This window comes from Pseudomonas sp. HB05 (assembly GCF_016756915.1).
Taxonomy (GTDB): domain Bacteria; phylum Pseudomonadota; class Gammaproteobacteria; order Pseudomonadales; family Pseudomonadaceae; genus Aquipseudomonas; species Aquipseudomonas alvandae.
Map to the genome: position 1 here is coordinate 187,921 of NZ_JAESPG010000009.1, position 14,948 is coordinate 202,868.

The 14,948-nt window shown below is 62.9% G+C and carries 8 protein-coding genes; 2 read left to right on the plus strand and 6 right to left on the minus strand.

Annotated elements, in window-relative coordinates; genetic code table 11:
- Positions 1-200: 200 nt before the first annotated feature.
- The gene (locus tag JMN22_RS11425; RefSeq protein WP_198797790.1) at positions 201-2,240 is read left to right on the plus strand and encodes an oxidoreductase; all 2,040 of its coding nucleotides are present in this window, start codon (positions 201-203) and stop codon (positions 2,238-2,240) included.
- A 138-nt stretch (positions 2,241-2,378) separates the two neighbouring features.
- Here JMN22_RS11425 and JMN22_RS11430 read toward each other — a convergent pair whose 3' ends face one another.
- From JMN22_RS11430 to pvdM, 5 genes are all read right to left on the minus strand, one after another.
- A complete protein-coding gene (locus tag JMN22_RS11430) occupies positions 2,379-6,506 on the minus strand; it encodes a non-ribosomal peptide synthetase (RefSeq protein ID WP_198797789.1) in 4,128 nt (1,375 codons plus the stop codon).
- Between the two features lie 38 nt (positions 6,507-6,544).
- Complete coding sequence (locus JMN22_RS11435) at positions 6,545-8,203, minus strand: cyclic peptide export ABC transporter (protein ID WP_198797788.1); 1,659 nt, start codon at positions 8,201-8,203, stop codon at positions 6,545-6,547.
- A gap of 327 nt (positions 8,204-8,530) precedes the next feature.
- Entirely contained in the window at positions 8,531-9,406 is an 876-nt protein-coding gene (pvdO, locus tag JMN22_RS11440; protein ID WP_198797787.1) for a dihydropyoverdine dehydrogenase, read from the minus strand.
- Between the two features lie 20 nt (positions 9,407-9,426).
- Complete coding sequence (pvdN, locus tag JMN22_RS11445; protein ID WP_030140033.1) at positions 9,427-10,707, minus strand: pyoverdine-tailoring periplasmic protein PvdN; 1,281 nt, start codon at positions 10,705-10,707, stop codon at positions 9,427-9,429.
- The gene (gene pvdM, locus JMN22_RS11450; RefSeq protein WP_198797786.1) at positions 10,704-12,074 is read right to left on the minus strand and encodes a pyoverdine-tailoring dipeptidase-like protein PvdM; all 1,371 of its coding nucleotides are present in this window, start codon (positions 12,072-12,074) and stop codon (positions 10,704-10,706) included. The genes pvdN and pvdM overlap by 4 nt, the downstream gene beginning before the upstream one ends.
- Before the next feature lie 258 nt (positions 12,075-12,332).
- Between pvdM and pvdP the strand changes: the two genes are divergently transcribed.
- Positions 12,333-13,949, plus strand: a complete 1,617-nt coding sequence (pvdP, locus tag JMN22_RS11455) for a pyoverdine maturation tyrosinase PvdP (RefSeq protein WP_198797785.1) — start codon at positions 12,333-12,335, stop codon at positions 13,947-13,949.
- Positions 13,950-14,146: 197 nt separating this feature from the next.
- Here pvdP and JMN22_RS11460 read toward each other — a convergent pair whose 3' ends face one another.
- Complete coding sequence (locus tag JMN22_RS11460) at positions 14,147-14,473, minus strand: DUF6124 family protein (protein WP_198797784.1); 327 nt, start codon at positions 14,471-14,473, stop codon at positions 14,147-14,149.
- Positions 14,474-14,948 lie beyond the last annotated feature (475 nt).

Sequence of the window (14,948 nt, forward strand, 5' to 3'; positions counted from 1 at the left end):
AGAGCACCTGCCAGCTTCCATAGGACTCGCGCTCTTTGCCGCAAGTCACGACCGTCGCCGGACGTCGCTGCGCATTTGGATCATTAACTTGTCAGTTACGGTCATTGAGCGCCTGCACCCCGGCTCTTACGCTGTCGAGCAAGACGATGGAGGCCGAAGAGCTTCCGCATTTCCCGTGATCGCCCGAAGTGGAGTTACCGATGACCGCCCCTCATTACCCGCATTTGCTGGCCCCGCTGGACCTCGGCTTTACCACGTTGCGCAACCGAACCCTGATGGGGTCGATGCACACCGGTCTCGAGGAGAAGCCGGGTGGCTTCGAGCGCATGGCGGCATATTTCGCCGAGCGCGCCCGGGGCGGCGTGGGCCTGATGGTGACCGGCGGGATCGGGCCTAACGATGAAGGTGGCGTTTATTCCGGCGCGGCCAAGCTGACCACCGAGGAAGAAGCCCTCAAGCACCAGATCGTCACCCGGGCGGTGCATGAAGCCGGTGGCAAGATCTGCATGCAGATTCTTCACGCCGGCCGCTATGCCTATAGCCCCAAGCAGGTGGCACCGAGCGCGATCCAGGCGCCGATCAACCCGTTCAAGCCCAAGGAACTGGACGAAGAGGGGATCGAGAAACAGATCAGCGATTTCGTCACCTGTTCGGTGCTGGCCCAGAAGGCCGAGTACGACGGTGTCGAGATCATGGGCTCGGAAGGCTATTTCATTAACCAGTTCCTGGCGGCCCACACCAACCACCGGACCGACCGCTGGGGCGGCAGCTATGAAAACCGCATGCGCCTGCCGGTGGAAATCGTGCGCCGCGTACGCGAGGCGGTCGGCCCCAATTTCATCATCATCTTCCGCCTGTCGATGCTCGACCTCGTGGAAGGCGGCAGCACTTGGGATGAGATCGTTCAATTGGCCCAGGCCATCGAACAGGCCGGTGCGACGATCATCAACACCGGTATCGGTTGGCACGAGGCGCGGATTCCCACCATCGCCACCAAGGTGCCGCGGGCAGCGTTCAGTAAAGTCACCGCCAAGCTGCGTGGCTCGGTGGGCATTCCGCTGATTACCACCAACCGTATCAACACGCCTGACGTGGCTGAGCGGATCCTGGCGGAAGGCGATGCCGACATGGTGTCCATGGCGCGGCCCTTCCTCGCGGACCCGGAATTCGTCAACAAGGCCGCCGAAGGCCGGGCGGACGAGATCAATACCTGCATCGGCTGCAACCAGGCCTGCCTGGACCATACGTTTGGCGGCAAGCTCACCAGTTGCCTGGTGAATCCGCGGGCGTGCCATGAGACTGAGCTCAATTACCTGCCGGTCACCCAGGTGAAGAAAATCGCCGTGGTCGGCGCCGGTCCTGCCGGGTTGTCCGCGGCTACCGTGGCGGCCGAGCGGGGGCATCAGGTGACATTGTTCGATGCCGCCAGCGAAATAGGCGGTCAGTTCAATGTCGCCAAGCGTGTGCCGGGCAAGGAAGAGTTCTTTGAAACCCTGCGCTACTTCAAGCGCAAGTTGCAGACCACCCACGTCGAGCTGTGCCTCGATTCCCGCGTCGATGTGGCGCAGTTGGTGGCGGGCGGTTACGACGAAATCATCCTGGCCACCGGCATCGCGCCGCGTGTACCGGCGATCCCGGGTGTGGAACATCCCAAGGTGCTGAGCTACCTGGACGTGATCCTCGAACGCAAGCCGGTTGGCCGCAGTGTCGCGGTGATTGGTGCCGGCGGGATTGGCTTTGACGTGTCGGAATTCCTGGTCCATCAAGGCGTTGCGACCAGTCAGGACCGCGAGGCGTTCTGGAAGGAATGGGGGATCGACACCCACCTCCAGGCGCGTGGCGGTGTCGCCGGGATCAAGGCAGAGCCCCATGCTCCGGCGCGCCAAGTGTTCCTGTTGCAGCGCAAGAAGTCCAAGGTCGGCGATGGCCTGGGCAAGACCACCGGCTGGATTCATCGCACCGGCTTGAAGAACAAGCAGGTGCAGATGCTCAACAGCGTCGAATACCTGAAGATCGACGATGAGGGCCTGCACATTCGCATTGGCGAGACGGGCGAGCCGCAAGTGCTACCGGTGGACAACATCGTCATCTGCGCCGGGCAGGATCCGCTGCGCGAATTGCAGGAAGGCCTGGAAGCGGCTGGGCAGACTGTCCATCTCATCGGCGGTGCCGATGTGGCGGCGGAACTGGACGCCAAGCGTGCCATCGACCAGGGTTCGCGGCTCGCGGCGCAGTTGTAAGGCGCGAAGCCTGTAGACATCCGGATCTCCTGAGGGAGCCTGCTCGCGAAAGGCAGTGTCACAGTCAATGAAGATATTGAGTGTGCTAGCTTCTTCGCGAGCAGGGTCGCTCCCACAGGTTCTATAGGACCAGAGGGGCTATTTCCCTTCTACCGTATTGGCCAGAAAAGCCTCGACCAGCGAGTCGAGCAACGCCTCATCAAAGATCATGCTTCTATGGCGCAACGGCGAATGCACCGAGCATTGCAGCTCACCCCTCAGGCTGTGTTCCATCAGCAGGGCTTCGCAGAATGCCAATTCCTCGGCGGTTTTCTCCGCCCGTGTCCACCAGCAACTGGGCCGTACCCGAATCGGCTTGAAGCTGAACCCCTCAAACGCCTCCAGCAACCGATCATGCACCGAGAACGCCTGGGCGTTCATGACCTCTTCCTTGACGCTCTGCACGATCGACAACAGGTCGCCTCGCCCAGGCTCGATCTGGCCGGCCGCCCACTCATGGAAGGCCTTGACCGGACTGTCCGGTCGCTCCTGTCGATAAGCCGCCGTGCGCTCCGTCAGCGAAGGGAACAGCAGGTCGAAGTATTCAATCGCTTCAAGCAGATCCTGGGAGGCGGCATCGTCTTTTCCGTCACCCGCCAAATGCCGATGACGCGGCAAGCCTGAGGGATACAAACGTTCCGGAATCGTGCTGTCCACCAACCCCAGAAAACCAACGGTGTGCCCCTGGCTTTCCAGCATCGCCGCGATGTCGAGCGCGATCGTCCCGCCCAAGGACCAGCCCATCAAGTAATAGGGACCTTGCGGTTGGGCGGCGACGATTTCCTTGCTGTAGTCGGCGATCATCTCGCGCCAGGCCTCGGGGCCTGCATGGGGTTCGCTGAAGCCGCGGTGCATGACGCCGACAGTGCGTGCCCGGTTTTGCAGTTTGCGCGCCAGCGGTTGATAGCAAAACACGATGCCACCGCTGGGGTGCAGGCAAAACAGCTGCGGTGCGCTCGCGGGGGCGTTGTTCAGGGCGACGAGGCACTGCGTCTGCTCACGGTGTTTCTGCGAGATGAACAGCGCCAGCTCGGCGATGCTCGGGTTGGCCAGCAGTTCTTGCAGACGCACGGTGATATTCAGGTTTGCCTTGAGCCTGGCGATCAGCTCGATCGCCAGGATCGAATGCCCGCCCAGTTCAAAGAAGCTGTCGCTGATACCCACGCGTTCGACCTTGAGGGACTGCTGCCAGAGTTGCGCCAAGGCCTCCTCCAACGGCGTGCGGGGGGGCACGTAATTCGTATGCCGGAGCGCGGCATCGGGTTCGGGCAAGGCCTTGCGGTCGAGCTTGCCGTTGGCATTGAGCGGCAGGTGATCGATGAACAGCAGATGGCTGGGCACCATGTAATCCGGCAATTGCGCCTTGAGCGCGGCCAGCAGGTTTTCGCGCAGTTCGGCAACGGCGGGTTGCGTCGGGATGACGTAGGCGATCAATTGCAGGCCACCTGGCCCGTCGTGGGTCAGCACCACACCATCACCCACGCCCGGCAGCATTTGCAGGCGCGCCTGGATCTCGCCCAGTTCAATGCGGAAGCCGCGAATCTTGACCTGATGATCCAGGCGCCCGATATACTCGATGCTGCCGTCGCTGAGGTAGCGCGCCAGGTCCCCGGTGCGGTACAGGCGTCCACCCGGCAGCGGGTCGAACGGGTCGGGAATGAAACGGCTGGCGGTGAGATCGGCGCGCTGGTGATAACCACGGGCCAGGCCGGCTCGGCCGATATACAGCTCACCGACGCAACCCTTGGGCACCGGGTTCAGGTGCGCATCGAGCAGATACCAGGACAGATCGACGATGGGCTCGCCGATGGGGCTGGCGGCCTCGCCGTGCAAGTCCGCCATCGACAGTGGCCGCCAGGTGACATGAACGGTGGTTTCGGTGATGCCATACATGTTGACCAACTGCGACGCCTGGTCCCCGAAACGTTCGAACCAAGGGCGCAGGCTTTGCACATCGATCGCTTCGCCGCCAAAAATGATCTGGCGCAATTGATGGACGAGGGGCTGCCGAGGCTCGCAGGCAACGCGTAGCAATGACTTGAACGCCGACGGTGTCTGGTTGAGCACCGTGACCTTCTCCTGGCACAGCAGGGCGTAGAAATCCTCGGGCGAACGGCTCACGGCGTGGGGCACGATGACCAACCGAGCACCGTGCAGCAGCGCGCCGAAGATCTCCCACACGGAGAAGTCGAAGGCGTAGGAGTGAAACAGGCACCACACGTCCTGCCGGTCGAAACCGAACCACTGTTCGGTGGCTCGGAACAGCCGGCTGACGTTGTGGTGCGCGAGCAGGGCGCCCTTGGGTTTGCCGGTTGAACCAGAGGTGTAGATCACGTAAGCCAAGTTGTCCGGATCCATGGACACGTTGGGATTGTGCTCAGGCCAGGCGCTATCGGCATCGCTCGGATCCAGCAGCAGGCAGTCGATGCCAGCCGGCAACGCCAATGACTCAAGCAGGTGGGCCTGGGTCAGGATCTGCCGGACGCCGCTGTCCTGGATCATGTAGGCCAGGCGGTCGGCCGGATAGGTCGGGTCCAGCGGTACGTAGGCACCACCGGCCTTGAGAATCGCCAGCAGGCCGATGATCATCTGCGGCGTGCGCTCGACGGCGATGCCCACCAGCACGTCAGGACCGACGCCTTGCTCGATCAGCCGATGGGCCAGTCGGTTGGCGTGGCGGTTGAGGTCGGCATAGCTCATGTGCTGCCCGTCGAACGTCAGGGCGATCGCCTCACCTGTGTGGGCGGCATGGGTTTCGATTATCCGGTGCAGGCAGTTTTCGCTGTGCAGTCGGGTGGGTTGGCGGTTCCAGTCGTTCAGGACCAGCCGGCGTTCATCGGCGCTCAACAATTGCAGTTCGCCCACAGGGCAGTCGGGCGCCTCGATCAGGCCTCGCAACAGGTTCTGCCAATGCTCGGCCATGCGCTCGACGGTGGTCGTGCAGTACAGGTCACGGCTGTACTCGAACGTCGCGACTATCTGCTGCTGTGAATAGTCGACGTCCAGCGACACATCGAATTTGGCCTGGCCTTCACCGGTGTCGAGGAATTCCAACGTCAACAGATCCGGGCTTGGCAGCGACGCCGCCTGTGACCCGGTGCGCCAGTTGAACAAGACCTGGAACAGCGGGTTGGCGCCCAATTGATCGAGGATCAATTCCAGCGGGTAATCGGCATGCTCCAGCGCAGCGAGGGATTGCCCGCGAAGTGCCCGTAAGAAATCCAACGCGCTGCGGGTCGAGTCGATCCGCGCCCGATACACCTGGCTGCTGACGAAAAAACCCACCAGATCCTGGCTTTCATGGCTGTTGCGGTTGGCGTTGGGGACGCCGACGGTGAAATCGTCCTGGCGGCTGTAGCGGGACAGCAGCAATTGCCAGGCGCCCAGCGCCACCACGAAGGGCGTCAGCCCCTGGCGTTGGCAAAAAACCTCCAGCGATTGCGCCAACGACGGACCCAGCGATACGTGTACGCGACCGGCCCGGTGTTGCTGGGTCGCGCTGCGCGGGAAATCCTGGGGCAATTCCAGCGCGGGCAAGTCACGGCCCAGGTACTGGCTCCAGTATTCGCCACTGCGTCGGCAGGCAGCGCTGTGCAGATAGTCGCCGCGTTGGTGGGTCGCGTAGTCGGTGTATTGCATCGGCAGCGGTGGCAGCGCAGACCGATCACCCAGCAGTGCCCGGCCATACGCCTGGGTCATGTCGTGCATCAGGATCGTGTTGGACCAGGCATCGGAAACGATGTGATGCATGTTCAGCAGCAGCACATGTTCGGTATGGCTCAATCGGAGCAAGGTCGCCCGCATCAGTGGCGCCTGGGTGAGATCGAACGGTTGCCGGGCGTGTTGCTCGATGCGCCGGGAAAGCGCCGGCTGGTCGAGCCCGGCGAGGTCTTCGCGATGCAGGATCAGGCGGGCGTTGCGCTCGATCACCTGGGTGGCGGCGCCGTCGATTTCGATGAACGCGGTGCGCAGGATGTCGTGTCGGTCGATCACCCGATTCAGCGCGTCTTCCAACGCATCGGCATTCAGTTCGCCGGTCAGGCGCAAGGCCCGGGGCAGGTTGTAGGCCGAGCGGGTCGGATCCCGCTGTTGTTCCAGCCACAGGCGTTGCTGGGCGAAAGACAGGGGCGCGCGATCCAGCCTGGCGCGGCTGGCCAGGGCGTGCCTGTCGTCGGCGACCTCATCGAGCAGCAGCGCCAGCAGATCATCATCTAGCAGTTCGTTCATGGTGTTCTCGCGGTAAGCGGCATTGGCGTCGGGCAGGTTCAGGCGAAGGCTGCCGGGACCTTTTCACTGACCACCCGGCCGGCCTGCATCCGCACCAGTTGATCAGCGATGTCGAAGTAACGGTCGTCGTGGGAAATCACGATGATGGTTTTGCCCAGGGCCTTCAGCTCCGGCAGCAGCTCGGTGTAGAACACCCGCCGGAACACCGGGTCCTGGTCGGCGGCCCATTCATCGAAGACCAGCACCGGGCGTTCTTCCAGCCAGGCGTTAAGCAGCGCCAAGCGCTTGCGCTGGCCGGTGGAGAGATCGGTGGTGCTGAAGGCGCCATCGCGAATGCTGACTTTATGGCCGATCTCCAGGCGATCGAGGTAGCGGTTGGCGTCCCCGGGTACCTGCTGGTCGCCCTGCACCAGTTCATCGAACAGGTAGTAGTCGGCAAAGATCGTGGTAAACAACTGGCGATAATCGTCACGTCCCGCCGCCGATACCGGCTTGCCATCCAGGAGAATTTCTCCGCCCTGGGGCGCATAGAGGCCCAGCAGCAATTTGATCAGCGTGGTCTTGCCGCCGCCGTTCTCGCCGACGATGAACACGATGTCGCCTTGGGCGATGGACAGGTTGACCGGTCCGAGGGCGAAGGCCTGGCTGCCGTCGACCGCTGGGAAGGCGTAATGCACGTCACGCAATTCAAGCTGCTGGATCGTCGGCTTGGGCACGCTCTTGTCGTTGAGCAGCAGGTGCGGCTCCGGCGAGGAAAACTGCTCGGCCAGTTCCGCAATGCGCTTGAACGCGATGTTGGCGCGGCTGATCACCGGCAGCGTCATGACCAGGTATTCCAGCGGCCCCTTCATGTACAACAACACCAGCACGAAACCGCTGAGCACCGCTTTGTCGGTGCCCAGCCACAGCGATTGCAGGGCCAGGACCAGGCCGATGACCACGAAAAACAGCATCGAGCCGAAGGTCTTGGCGATGACGAAAGTGTTGACCGCACGGATGTTGGTGGCGCAGATCTGCTCGGCGGTGGCTTCGATGCGCTGGCTGAACATGCGCTGGCGGCGCGGGCGGTGGATGCGCAGTTCCTTGGCGCCTGCAGCGATGGCGCTGTAGTGTTTTTGCAGCGCATCTTCAGCCTCGCGGGCTGCTTCGAACCCCCGAATCCCACGGGCCCGCGCCACGTACTGGATGACCGTGCCGATCACCAGCGCCACCAGCAGCAGCGCAAACATCGGCAGCGACAGGTAGGCCAGGTAGCCCAGGCAACCGAGGGTGACGGTAAAGGCAATCGCCAGTGGCGCGAAGGAAAACGCGAAGCTGCTGACCGTGTTGACGTCGTGGGTCAGGATCGGGATGAGCCGATGGCTGCGGAAACGCTCTATCTGCTCGATGGGCGCCAGCAAGACTTTCTGGCCGAGGGATTTGCGCAGGCTGGCGATGATGTTCTGGCCGACGTGGTTGGTGCCGATGTCCGACAGGATCGAGGTCAGCAGCGCCGCCATGCACAGGCCGGCAAAGGTAGCCAGCACCTGGGGCGTCGGCCCGGCATCGGCGTTCAGCGCGTCGTTGATGGTTGCCAGCAGGGCGGTGATGCTCAGCCCGCCGAGCATGCCCAGGAGGATGGAGCCTGCGACAATCAGCCGGAAGGGTTTGAGCAGGATGAACAGCTCGGTGATCACCCCGCGTTTTGGTTGGCTCATGGAGGTTTCCCTGCTAGATGAAAAGGTCGAAGGCTATCGCGGGCTTTCACCGCATGGGCTGGAGGACAGCGGCACGCCGGTTGGGGCGCGCCCACCTAAGGAACGATTGGAGGGGAAGAGGATTTAACGCGGAACCATCTAACCCACATCATTTGTGGCGAGGGGATTTATCCCCGCTGGGCTGCAAAGCAGCCCCCAAGCAGGCAACACCGATCAGTCCGAGATCACGCGGCGATTTCATTGGGGCTGCTTCGCAGCCCAGCGGGGATAAATCCCCTCGCCACAGGGCCACCATGTCCAAAGAGGTATTTGGGTGGACCTGCCGATCTACATATCCCGAGCCACCCGAAACCCCAGCCAGTCACCACGGGCATCGGAAAACACCGCATTGCGATTGCCCGAACGGGAAAACACCGGCGCTTCGCCCCAATCGTTGCCACGGATGCGTCGCACCTTGCAGTTGCCCGTCAGCGCGGCGCTGCCGTCGCTTGGCGCATCGGTGTAGTTTTCGTTGAAACAATCGGTGGTCCACTCGTAGACGTTGCCGTGCATGTCATACACACCAAAGGCGTTGGGTGCGAAGCTGCCGGCCGGGGCGGTGAAGTTGTAGCCATCGGCGGCGCCATAGGTGTTGGCGTGCTGGGCGATGCTGTAGTCCTTGCCTTCATCGAACGGGAAGGGGAATGGGCCGGTGCTGCCGCCACGCGCGGCGTATTCGCGCAGGGATTCGCTGACCAATCGGTACGGCTTGCCGGTCTTTTTCGACAGCCACGCCACGTAGGCGTTGGCCTCTTCGAAATTCATGCACACCGCCGGGTGCCGGTCGGTGTACTGCTTGCGCGGGTCGCTGCCCTGATAGTCCGGAACCCCGGCCTGGCACGCGCGTCCGGGGCGCTTGTCGCCATCGGGCATCACGTAGCCGGTATCGCGCAGGTAGGCGAACCATTCACCCTTGAGCACTTGGAAGCGACTGATCGCCAACGGCTTGGCAAACGTCACCGGGTGCATCGGACCCTCGTCGGGCTCGCGGCCGACCTCGTTTTCCGGGGTGCCCATCTGGAAGGTGCCGGTGGGCAGCACGACCATTTCCGGGCAGTCCTTGCAGTCGCGGAACACCTGGCCCGGCTGCGAGGCCTGGGCGCTGGAGGGCAACAGTGCGGTGAGGGCCAATGCCGGAAGCGTCTTCAATAAAAATCGGTTCATCAATTGCTCTCGATCAGTCATCAGAGTGTTTTGCCCAGCAGCGCCGTGAAGCGATCGATCTCGGCTTCAGTGTTGAGCAGCCCCGGCGCGGTGCGGACCACTGGCCCGGCATCGCGGTGCACGGCATCGGCGACCACGCGGTTGTGCATCAGGTAGGCGGCGATCTCATCGCTCTTGCGATCCTTGACCCGGAAGAAGGTGAAGCCGGCCGACAGCTCGGGGCTCAGCGGCGTCACCAGCTCGATCTGCGGCAGCGCGAGCAGGTGTTTTTTCAGGTAACTGTTGAGCGCATGAATACGCGCCTGGACCTCGGCCTTGCCCAGTTGCAGGTGCAGCTTGAACGCTTCGTCCGCCGCCCAGCGATGCTCGAAGGCGTGGTAACCGCCCGGGGTCATGGTGGTGGAAAACGTCGTGGCTTCGGAGAAGGTCGGAATGATCGGTGTGACGTACTTGACCTCTTCGCTGCGGCTGCACACCACGCCGGTGCCCCGTGGGCCGAACATCCATTTGTGGGTGCCGGCGATGAAGAAATCGCAATTCATCTCCGGGAAACTCAAATCCTCCACGCCGAAACCGTGCACGCCATCCACCACATAGACGATGCGTTGTTCATCGCTGCGGCCCTGGTTGTGCTTGTCCACCAGGGCGCCGATCTTGCCGATGGGCAACTTCACGCCGCTGCCCGAATGCACCCAGGTCATGCCGAGCACGCGGGTCTCGGGGCGGATGTTGCGGTCGATGGCCGAGAGGATTTCCGCCTCGCTGGCGCCGTGGGCGTTCTCGAACAGCTTGATCTTGCGCACCCGTGTTCCGTCCCGTTGCTTGCGCAGGTCGAGGATGGTGTGGGTGGCGTAATGTTCGTGGGCGGTGGTGAGGATTTCCTGGTCGGGTCGCACATGGACGCCGCCATAGATCATCGCCAGGCCTTCGGTGGTGCTGCCAGTGAGGGCGATCTGCTTCGGGTTCGCTTGCAGGTAGCGACCGGCCCAGGTCCGCACGTTTTCCTCGCGCGCTTCGGTGACGCCCAAGTCCCAGTCCATCAACAGCCCGGGGTTTTTATCCAGGGCGGCGCGGTGCCGCTCGATGGCCTCGCGCACCGGGCGCGGGTGGGTGGTGACCAGGAAGTTGGAGAAGTGCAAATAGTCCGGGTCCTGGTTGAACAGCGAGCGCAGCTGCGCCCATTTGTCCTTGGGCAGCGGTGGCATTGGATCGGCGCTGGCCGTGGCGGGCAGGCTGGCGGGCAATGACAGACCGGCGGCAAGGACCCCGGCTTGCTTGAGAAAGATCCGGCGCTCGTTCATGGCTGGGCGGCCTTCTGCGCCGAGGCAATAGCGGGGCTTGCGGCTTTCTGCACCTGGTCCCAGACCCGCAGGAAGTTGCCGCCCCACAGCTTGGCGATGTCGCCCTCGGAGTAGCCACGGGTCAGCAGCTCGGCGGTGACGTTGCGGATGTCGCCGACGTTCTCCCAGCCCTTCACGCCGCCACCTTCGTTGAAGTCCGAACTGATGCCGACGTGATCGATGCCGATCTTGCGCACGGCATAGTCGATGGCATCGCCCAAATCCTTGAGGCTGGCCTTGGGTTCCTCTTCGAGAATGCCGTAGAGCTGGCCGGCGTATTCGCCGAATTTCTGTTCCGGCCACGCGGCGATGATCGGGTCGCCCGGCATCAGCGCCATCGCCAGATTAGGCAGCGGCGGCAGGTCGAAGCGTTCGCGCAGGGCGTTGAGTCTGTCCTGGGTCTTTTGCGTCAATGGGCGCAGGTATTGGGAGAACCCCACGATCTGCACCACGCCGCCACTGGCCTTGATCAGCTGCATTTCCTTGTCGCTGAGGTTGCGCGGGATGTCCACCATGGCTCGTGGCGCGGAATGGGAGGCCACCAAGGGCGTGCGGCTCAGTTGCGCGACTTGCTCCAGGGCCTGGGTCGACATCTGCGACACATCGATGATCACGCCCAGGTCGTTCAGGCGTGTCACCGCTTGCTTGCCGATGTCCGACAGGCCGCCGAGGGCGTCGGGCGAGTCGTTGAAGAACGGCAGCGGTCGCGAGGAGTCGGCCCAGTCGTTGTTGCCGATGTAGCTGAAGCCGAACATGCGCATGCCTCGCGCCGTCCACAGGTCCAGCAGGCTCAGGTCGTGGCCGAGGGGATAGGCGTTGAGCATGCTGATGAAAATCGCGAACTTGCCTTCGCCGTGCAGGCGGCGGAAATCGTCCGGGGTGTAGGCGATGGCGACCTGGTTGGGAAAGTCCCGGACCATGCCGGTGATGATCTTGTAGCGCACTTCTTGTTGGTTGCGCGCTTCCTCGACGAATCCGGCGGTGGGCTTGTGTGGCGCATTGGGCCCGTTCCACAACTCGGGCCAGCCGAAGATCGTCAATGCGGCACCGGAGAGGTGGCCGCGATTGGCTTTCACCAGGTCGAACTGGCCCTTGCCGTCTTTGTCCGCTTCGTTGCCGGCGGTGCCGAAATCTAGCGGCACGGTGATGTGGCTGTCGAAGGACAGCAGCCGTTCGTGCAATTCCCGGGCTTCCTTCATGACCTTGACCGGGTAGCCGGGGTTGTCCCGCCACCAATGGTCCCAGGCCGCGAGCCCGCCACCGACAACCAGCGCCAGGGCCAGGGGCACGCCGGTGAAAAGAGCCTTTCTAGAACGTGGTGTTGTCATTGCCGATCTCAGTCTGGTTCGCCTTGGAAGGACAGGCGCGGGGGCCTTTGCTATCTGGGGGGAACGAGTGATCGGGCGGGAAATTTAGGTGTTCTCGAGACCGCCATCGCGAGCAAGCTCGCTCCCACATTTGGAATGCGCTCACCTGTGGGAGCGAGCTTGCTCGCGATGAGGCCCTCACAGTCTCTATAAATTTGTCAGGACGCCCATCGTTCTAGCTTGGATAAAGCCCACCCCAGGGCGAACACAGGTAAGGCAATGACGATTTCTCGACGATGGTTCATGGCAGGCCTGGCGCTGACCGGTGCCGCCGTGCCTGCGGTGTATTACGGGCATCGCGAACTGACCCGGCCGGACCCGACCATCACCCCCGGCGAGGCTTCCTTCGATGTGGCGGACGTCGCCGGACAGCGTCGGGCAAACACGCTGCGGGGCGTCTGGACGATCCGTTTCAGCGGGCGCGATGCCGGCCTCGACGGCTTGCCGAACGACAACCTGGAAGTCTTCCTCGACATCGCCCACAAGGGCCGTGGCCTGGTGGGTTGCGTCGATACCGCCGAACGCCTGCGCGCTGGGGATGAGCCGCGTTATCGAGTGCTGGGCGACCTGGCTGGCAGCGACCCGAAGCAATTGAGCTGGCGCTTGATCGCTGCCAGGCATGACGCGCCGGACTACGAATTCATCATGACCCTCGACGAAGTCTGGGCCGGTTTCGGCAATGCCGGCACGGCGACCCTCAGCGGCCGGGTGTTGCGGTTGGATCGCCCGTTGGCATTGCCGGAACTCGACAATCAATTCGTCGCCGTCAAACAGCGATTCCCCGAAGCCCGGGAACGGACACCGCTGAGCCCGAAGCTGCTGGCCTGGCTGGTGTCGCCCGAGCACCGGCTGTTCCACCAACTCTGGCATGCCTCGCGAGACAAATGGCACACCCTCGACGAAGACAAGCGCGACGCCCTGCGCGGCATCGGCTGGCAACCCGGGCCGCGAGACAACGAGCGTGACGCCCGTGGGCCGCGCAAGGATCGCAACGGCTCGGGGGTGGATTTCTTTTTCATGCACCGGCATATGCTCGGCACGGCGCGTTCTTTCCAACCGCTGCCGTCATGGCCACGCTTCCCGTTGCCGCAACCGGAGTTGGAACGTGATCGCCTGGGCTTTGCCCGGTATTTCGACAACATCGACGGGACTGCACTGCCACCGACCTGGCTGGCCCGTGGCGACGAGCAATACGCCCAGTGGGTCAGCGACATCAAGACCGCCGAGACCTATCACAGCAATTTCCAGGTCTGGGAATCCCGTTATCGCGACCCGCGCTATCTATCGAAACTGACGTTGGGCCAGTTCGGTTCGGAAGTGGAATTGGGCCTGCATGACTGGCTGCACATGCGCTGGGCCTCGGTGCCGCGCGATCCTTCCAACGGCCATCCGGTGCCGTTCGCCCGTGATCAGGCCGACTTCGCCCAGCGCTGGTTCGAACCGGAAAACGACTTTCTCGGCGATCCGTTTTCCTCCCATGTGAACCCGGTGTTCTGGGCCTTCCACGGCTGGATCGACGACCGCCTCGAAGACTGGTTCCGTGCCCACGAACGTTTTCATCCTGGCGAAGTGAGCCGGCTCGAAGTCAACGGCGTGCCCTGGTTCGCCCCGGGTCGCTGGGTGGAAATCGCCGACCCGTGGCTGGGCCCGGACACCCACGGCTGCAGCACCACGCCGGGGTTGCAGGTTGGGCATTCGGTGGAGATGGATCCGGAAACCATGAAACTGGCGTTGCGCATTACGTTTGGCAGCGATGACGACAAGCTGGCGCAACTGTTCCGCCGCGTGCCGCAGAGGCCTTGGTATGCGCGGAATCTCAAGGCCAGGCCGGTGTGAGCCCAGGCTCGAACTGACAGAGCCTGGTGCTGTGCGCAATGACTGCTTTTGTGGCGAGGGAGCTTGCTCCCGCTCGGCCGGGCTGGCGCTCCAGTGCGCAGCGACCGCAAGATTATGGGGCTGCTGCGCCCGAGACGTCGGACCGGCCCAGCGGGAGCAAGCTCCCTCGCCACGGGTATCGCTTGGCTTCAGATATGTCAGCGCGGTGCGGCGATATCCAGGGCGCGGTTTGCCAGTAGCTCACTCAGCTCGATCATCTGCTGGATCCCCAGTGCAAAACTCCGTGGCGCCCCCTCCAGATCAAAGGCCAGTTCGTTGGCCATGACATTGACCGAAGCGAGGGTTTCGCTGAGGTTGGCCAGCAGGCACTCCATGTCCGCGCCTTGGGCCACGGTGAACAACTGGCCCGGCGGTAGCTTTGGTTTTCCAGGTTTTGGATCGAGGTAAAAGGCGAGGGCGCGGTCGGCGGCTTCGTTGAGTTTTTTGGCGTCGTCGTCGGGGGGATTGGGGGTAATTTTGAACATGGTGTAACTCCTAGTATTCATTTTCAGGAGCCGAAACCATCGCTACCAAACGATTGGGTGGCGGCCGTACGCGGGTTGGTAGACCGGAGCACTAGGAACCCGGCGCGCCCGAAGACGCCCTGCGCACGGCCACCATGAAACAGATGCCCAGACAGCATCTGCAAGAGGTGGCGCTTGCGCCTAGTTGACTCGCGGGCTACCAAACCCGATCGCTGAAATCAGCGACCCGAGAACAGTAAAAGCCACGAGCCAAGCGCACAAGCCGGCGGATTCTGGCGTAGTTGTAGGCAATGACGCAAGGCAACGTAGCCTTACTCGGGAGTCCTACATGGCCGGATAAACAGAACCAAAGCCGAACACAATTTGTGAAGAGACAAATATACCGTGGCGAGGGAGCTTGCTCCCGCTGGGCCGACGTCTCGGGCGCAGCAGACCCAGATTTTGCGGTCGCTGCGCAGCCCAGCGGGAGCAAGCT

Coding starts and splice junctions, on each gene's coding strand:
- JMN22_RS11425 (WP_198797790.1), top strand. CDS start 201: ATGACCGCCCCTCATTACCCGCATTTGCTGGCCCCGCTGGACCTCGGC.
- JMN22_RS11430 (WP_198797789.1), bottom strand. CDS start 6,506: ATGAACGAACTGCTAGATGATGATCTGCTGGCGCTGCTGCTCGATGAG.
- JMN22_RS11435 (WP_198797788.1), bottom strand. CDS start 8,203: ATGAGCCAACCAAAACGCGGGGTGATCACCGAGCTGTTCATCCTGCTC.
- pvdO (WP_198797787.1), bottom strand. CDS start 9,406: ATGAACCGATTTTTATTGAAGACGCTTCCGGCATTGGCCCTCACCGCA.
- pvdN (WP_030140033.1), bottom strand. CDS start 10,707: ATGAACGAGCGCCGGATCTTTCTCAAGCAAGCCGGGGTCCTTGCCGCC.
- pvdM (WP_198797786.1), bottom strand. CDS start 12,074: ATGACAACACCACGTTCTAGAAAGGCTCTTTTCACCGGCGTGCCCCTG.
- pvdP (WP_198797785.1), top strand. CDS start 12,333: ATGACGATTTCTCGACGATGGTTCATGGCAGGCCTGGCGCTGACCGGT.
- JMN22_RS11460 (WP_198797784.1), bottom strand. CDS start 14,473: ATGTTCAAAATTACCCCCAATCCCCCCGACGACGACGCCAAAAAACTC.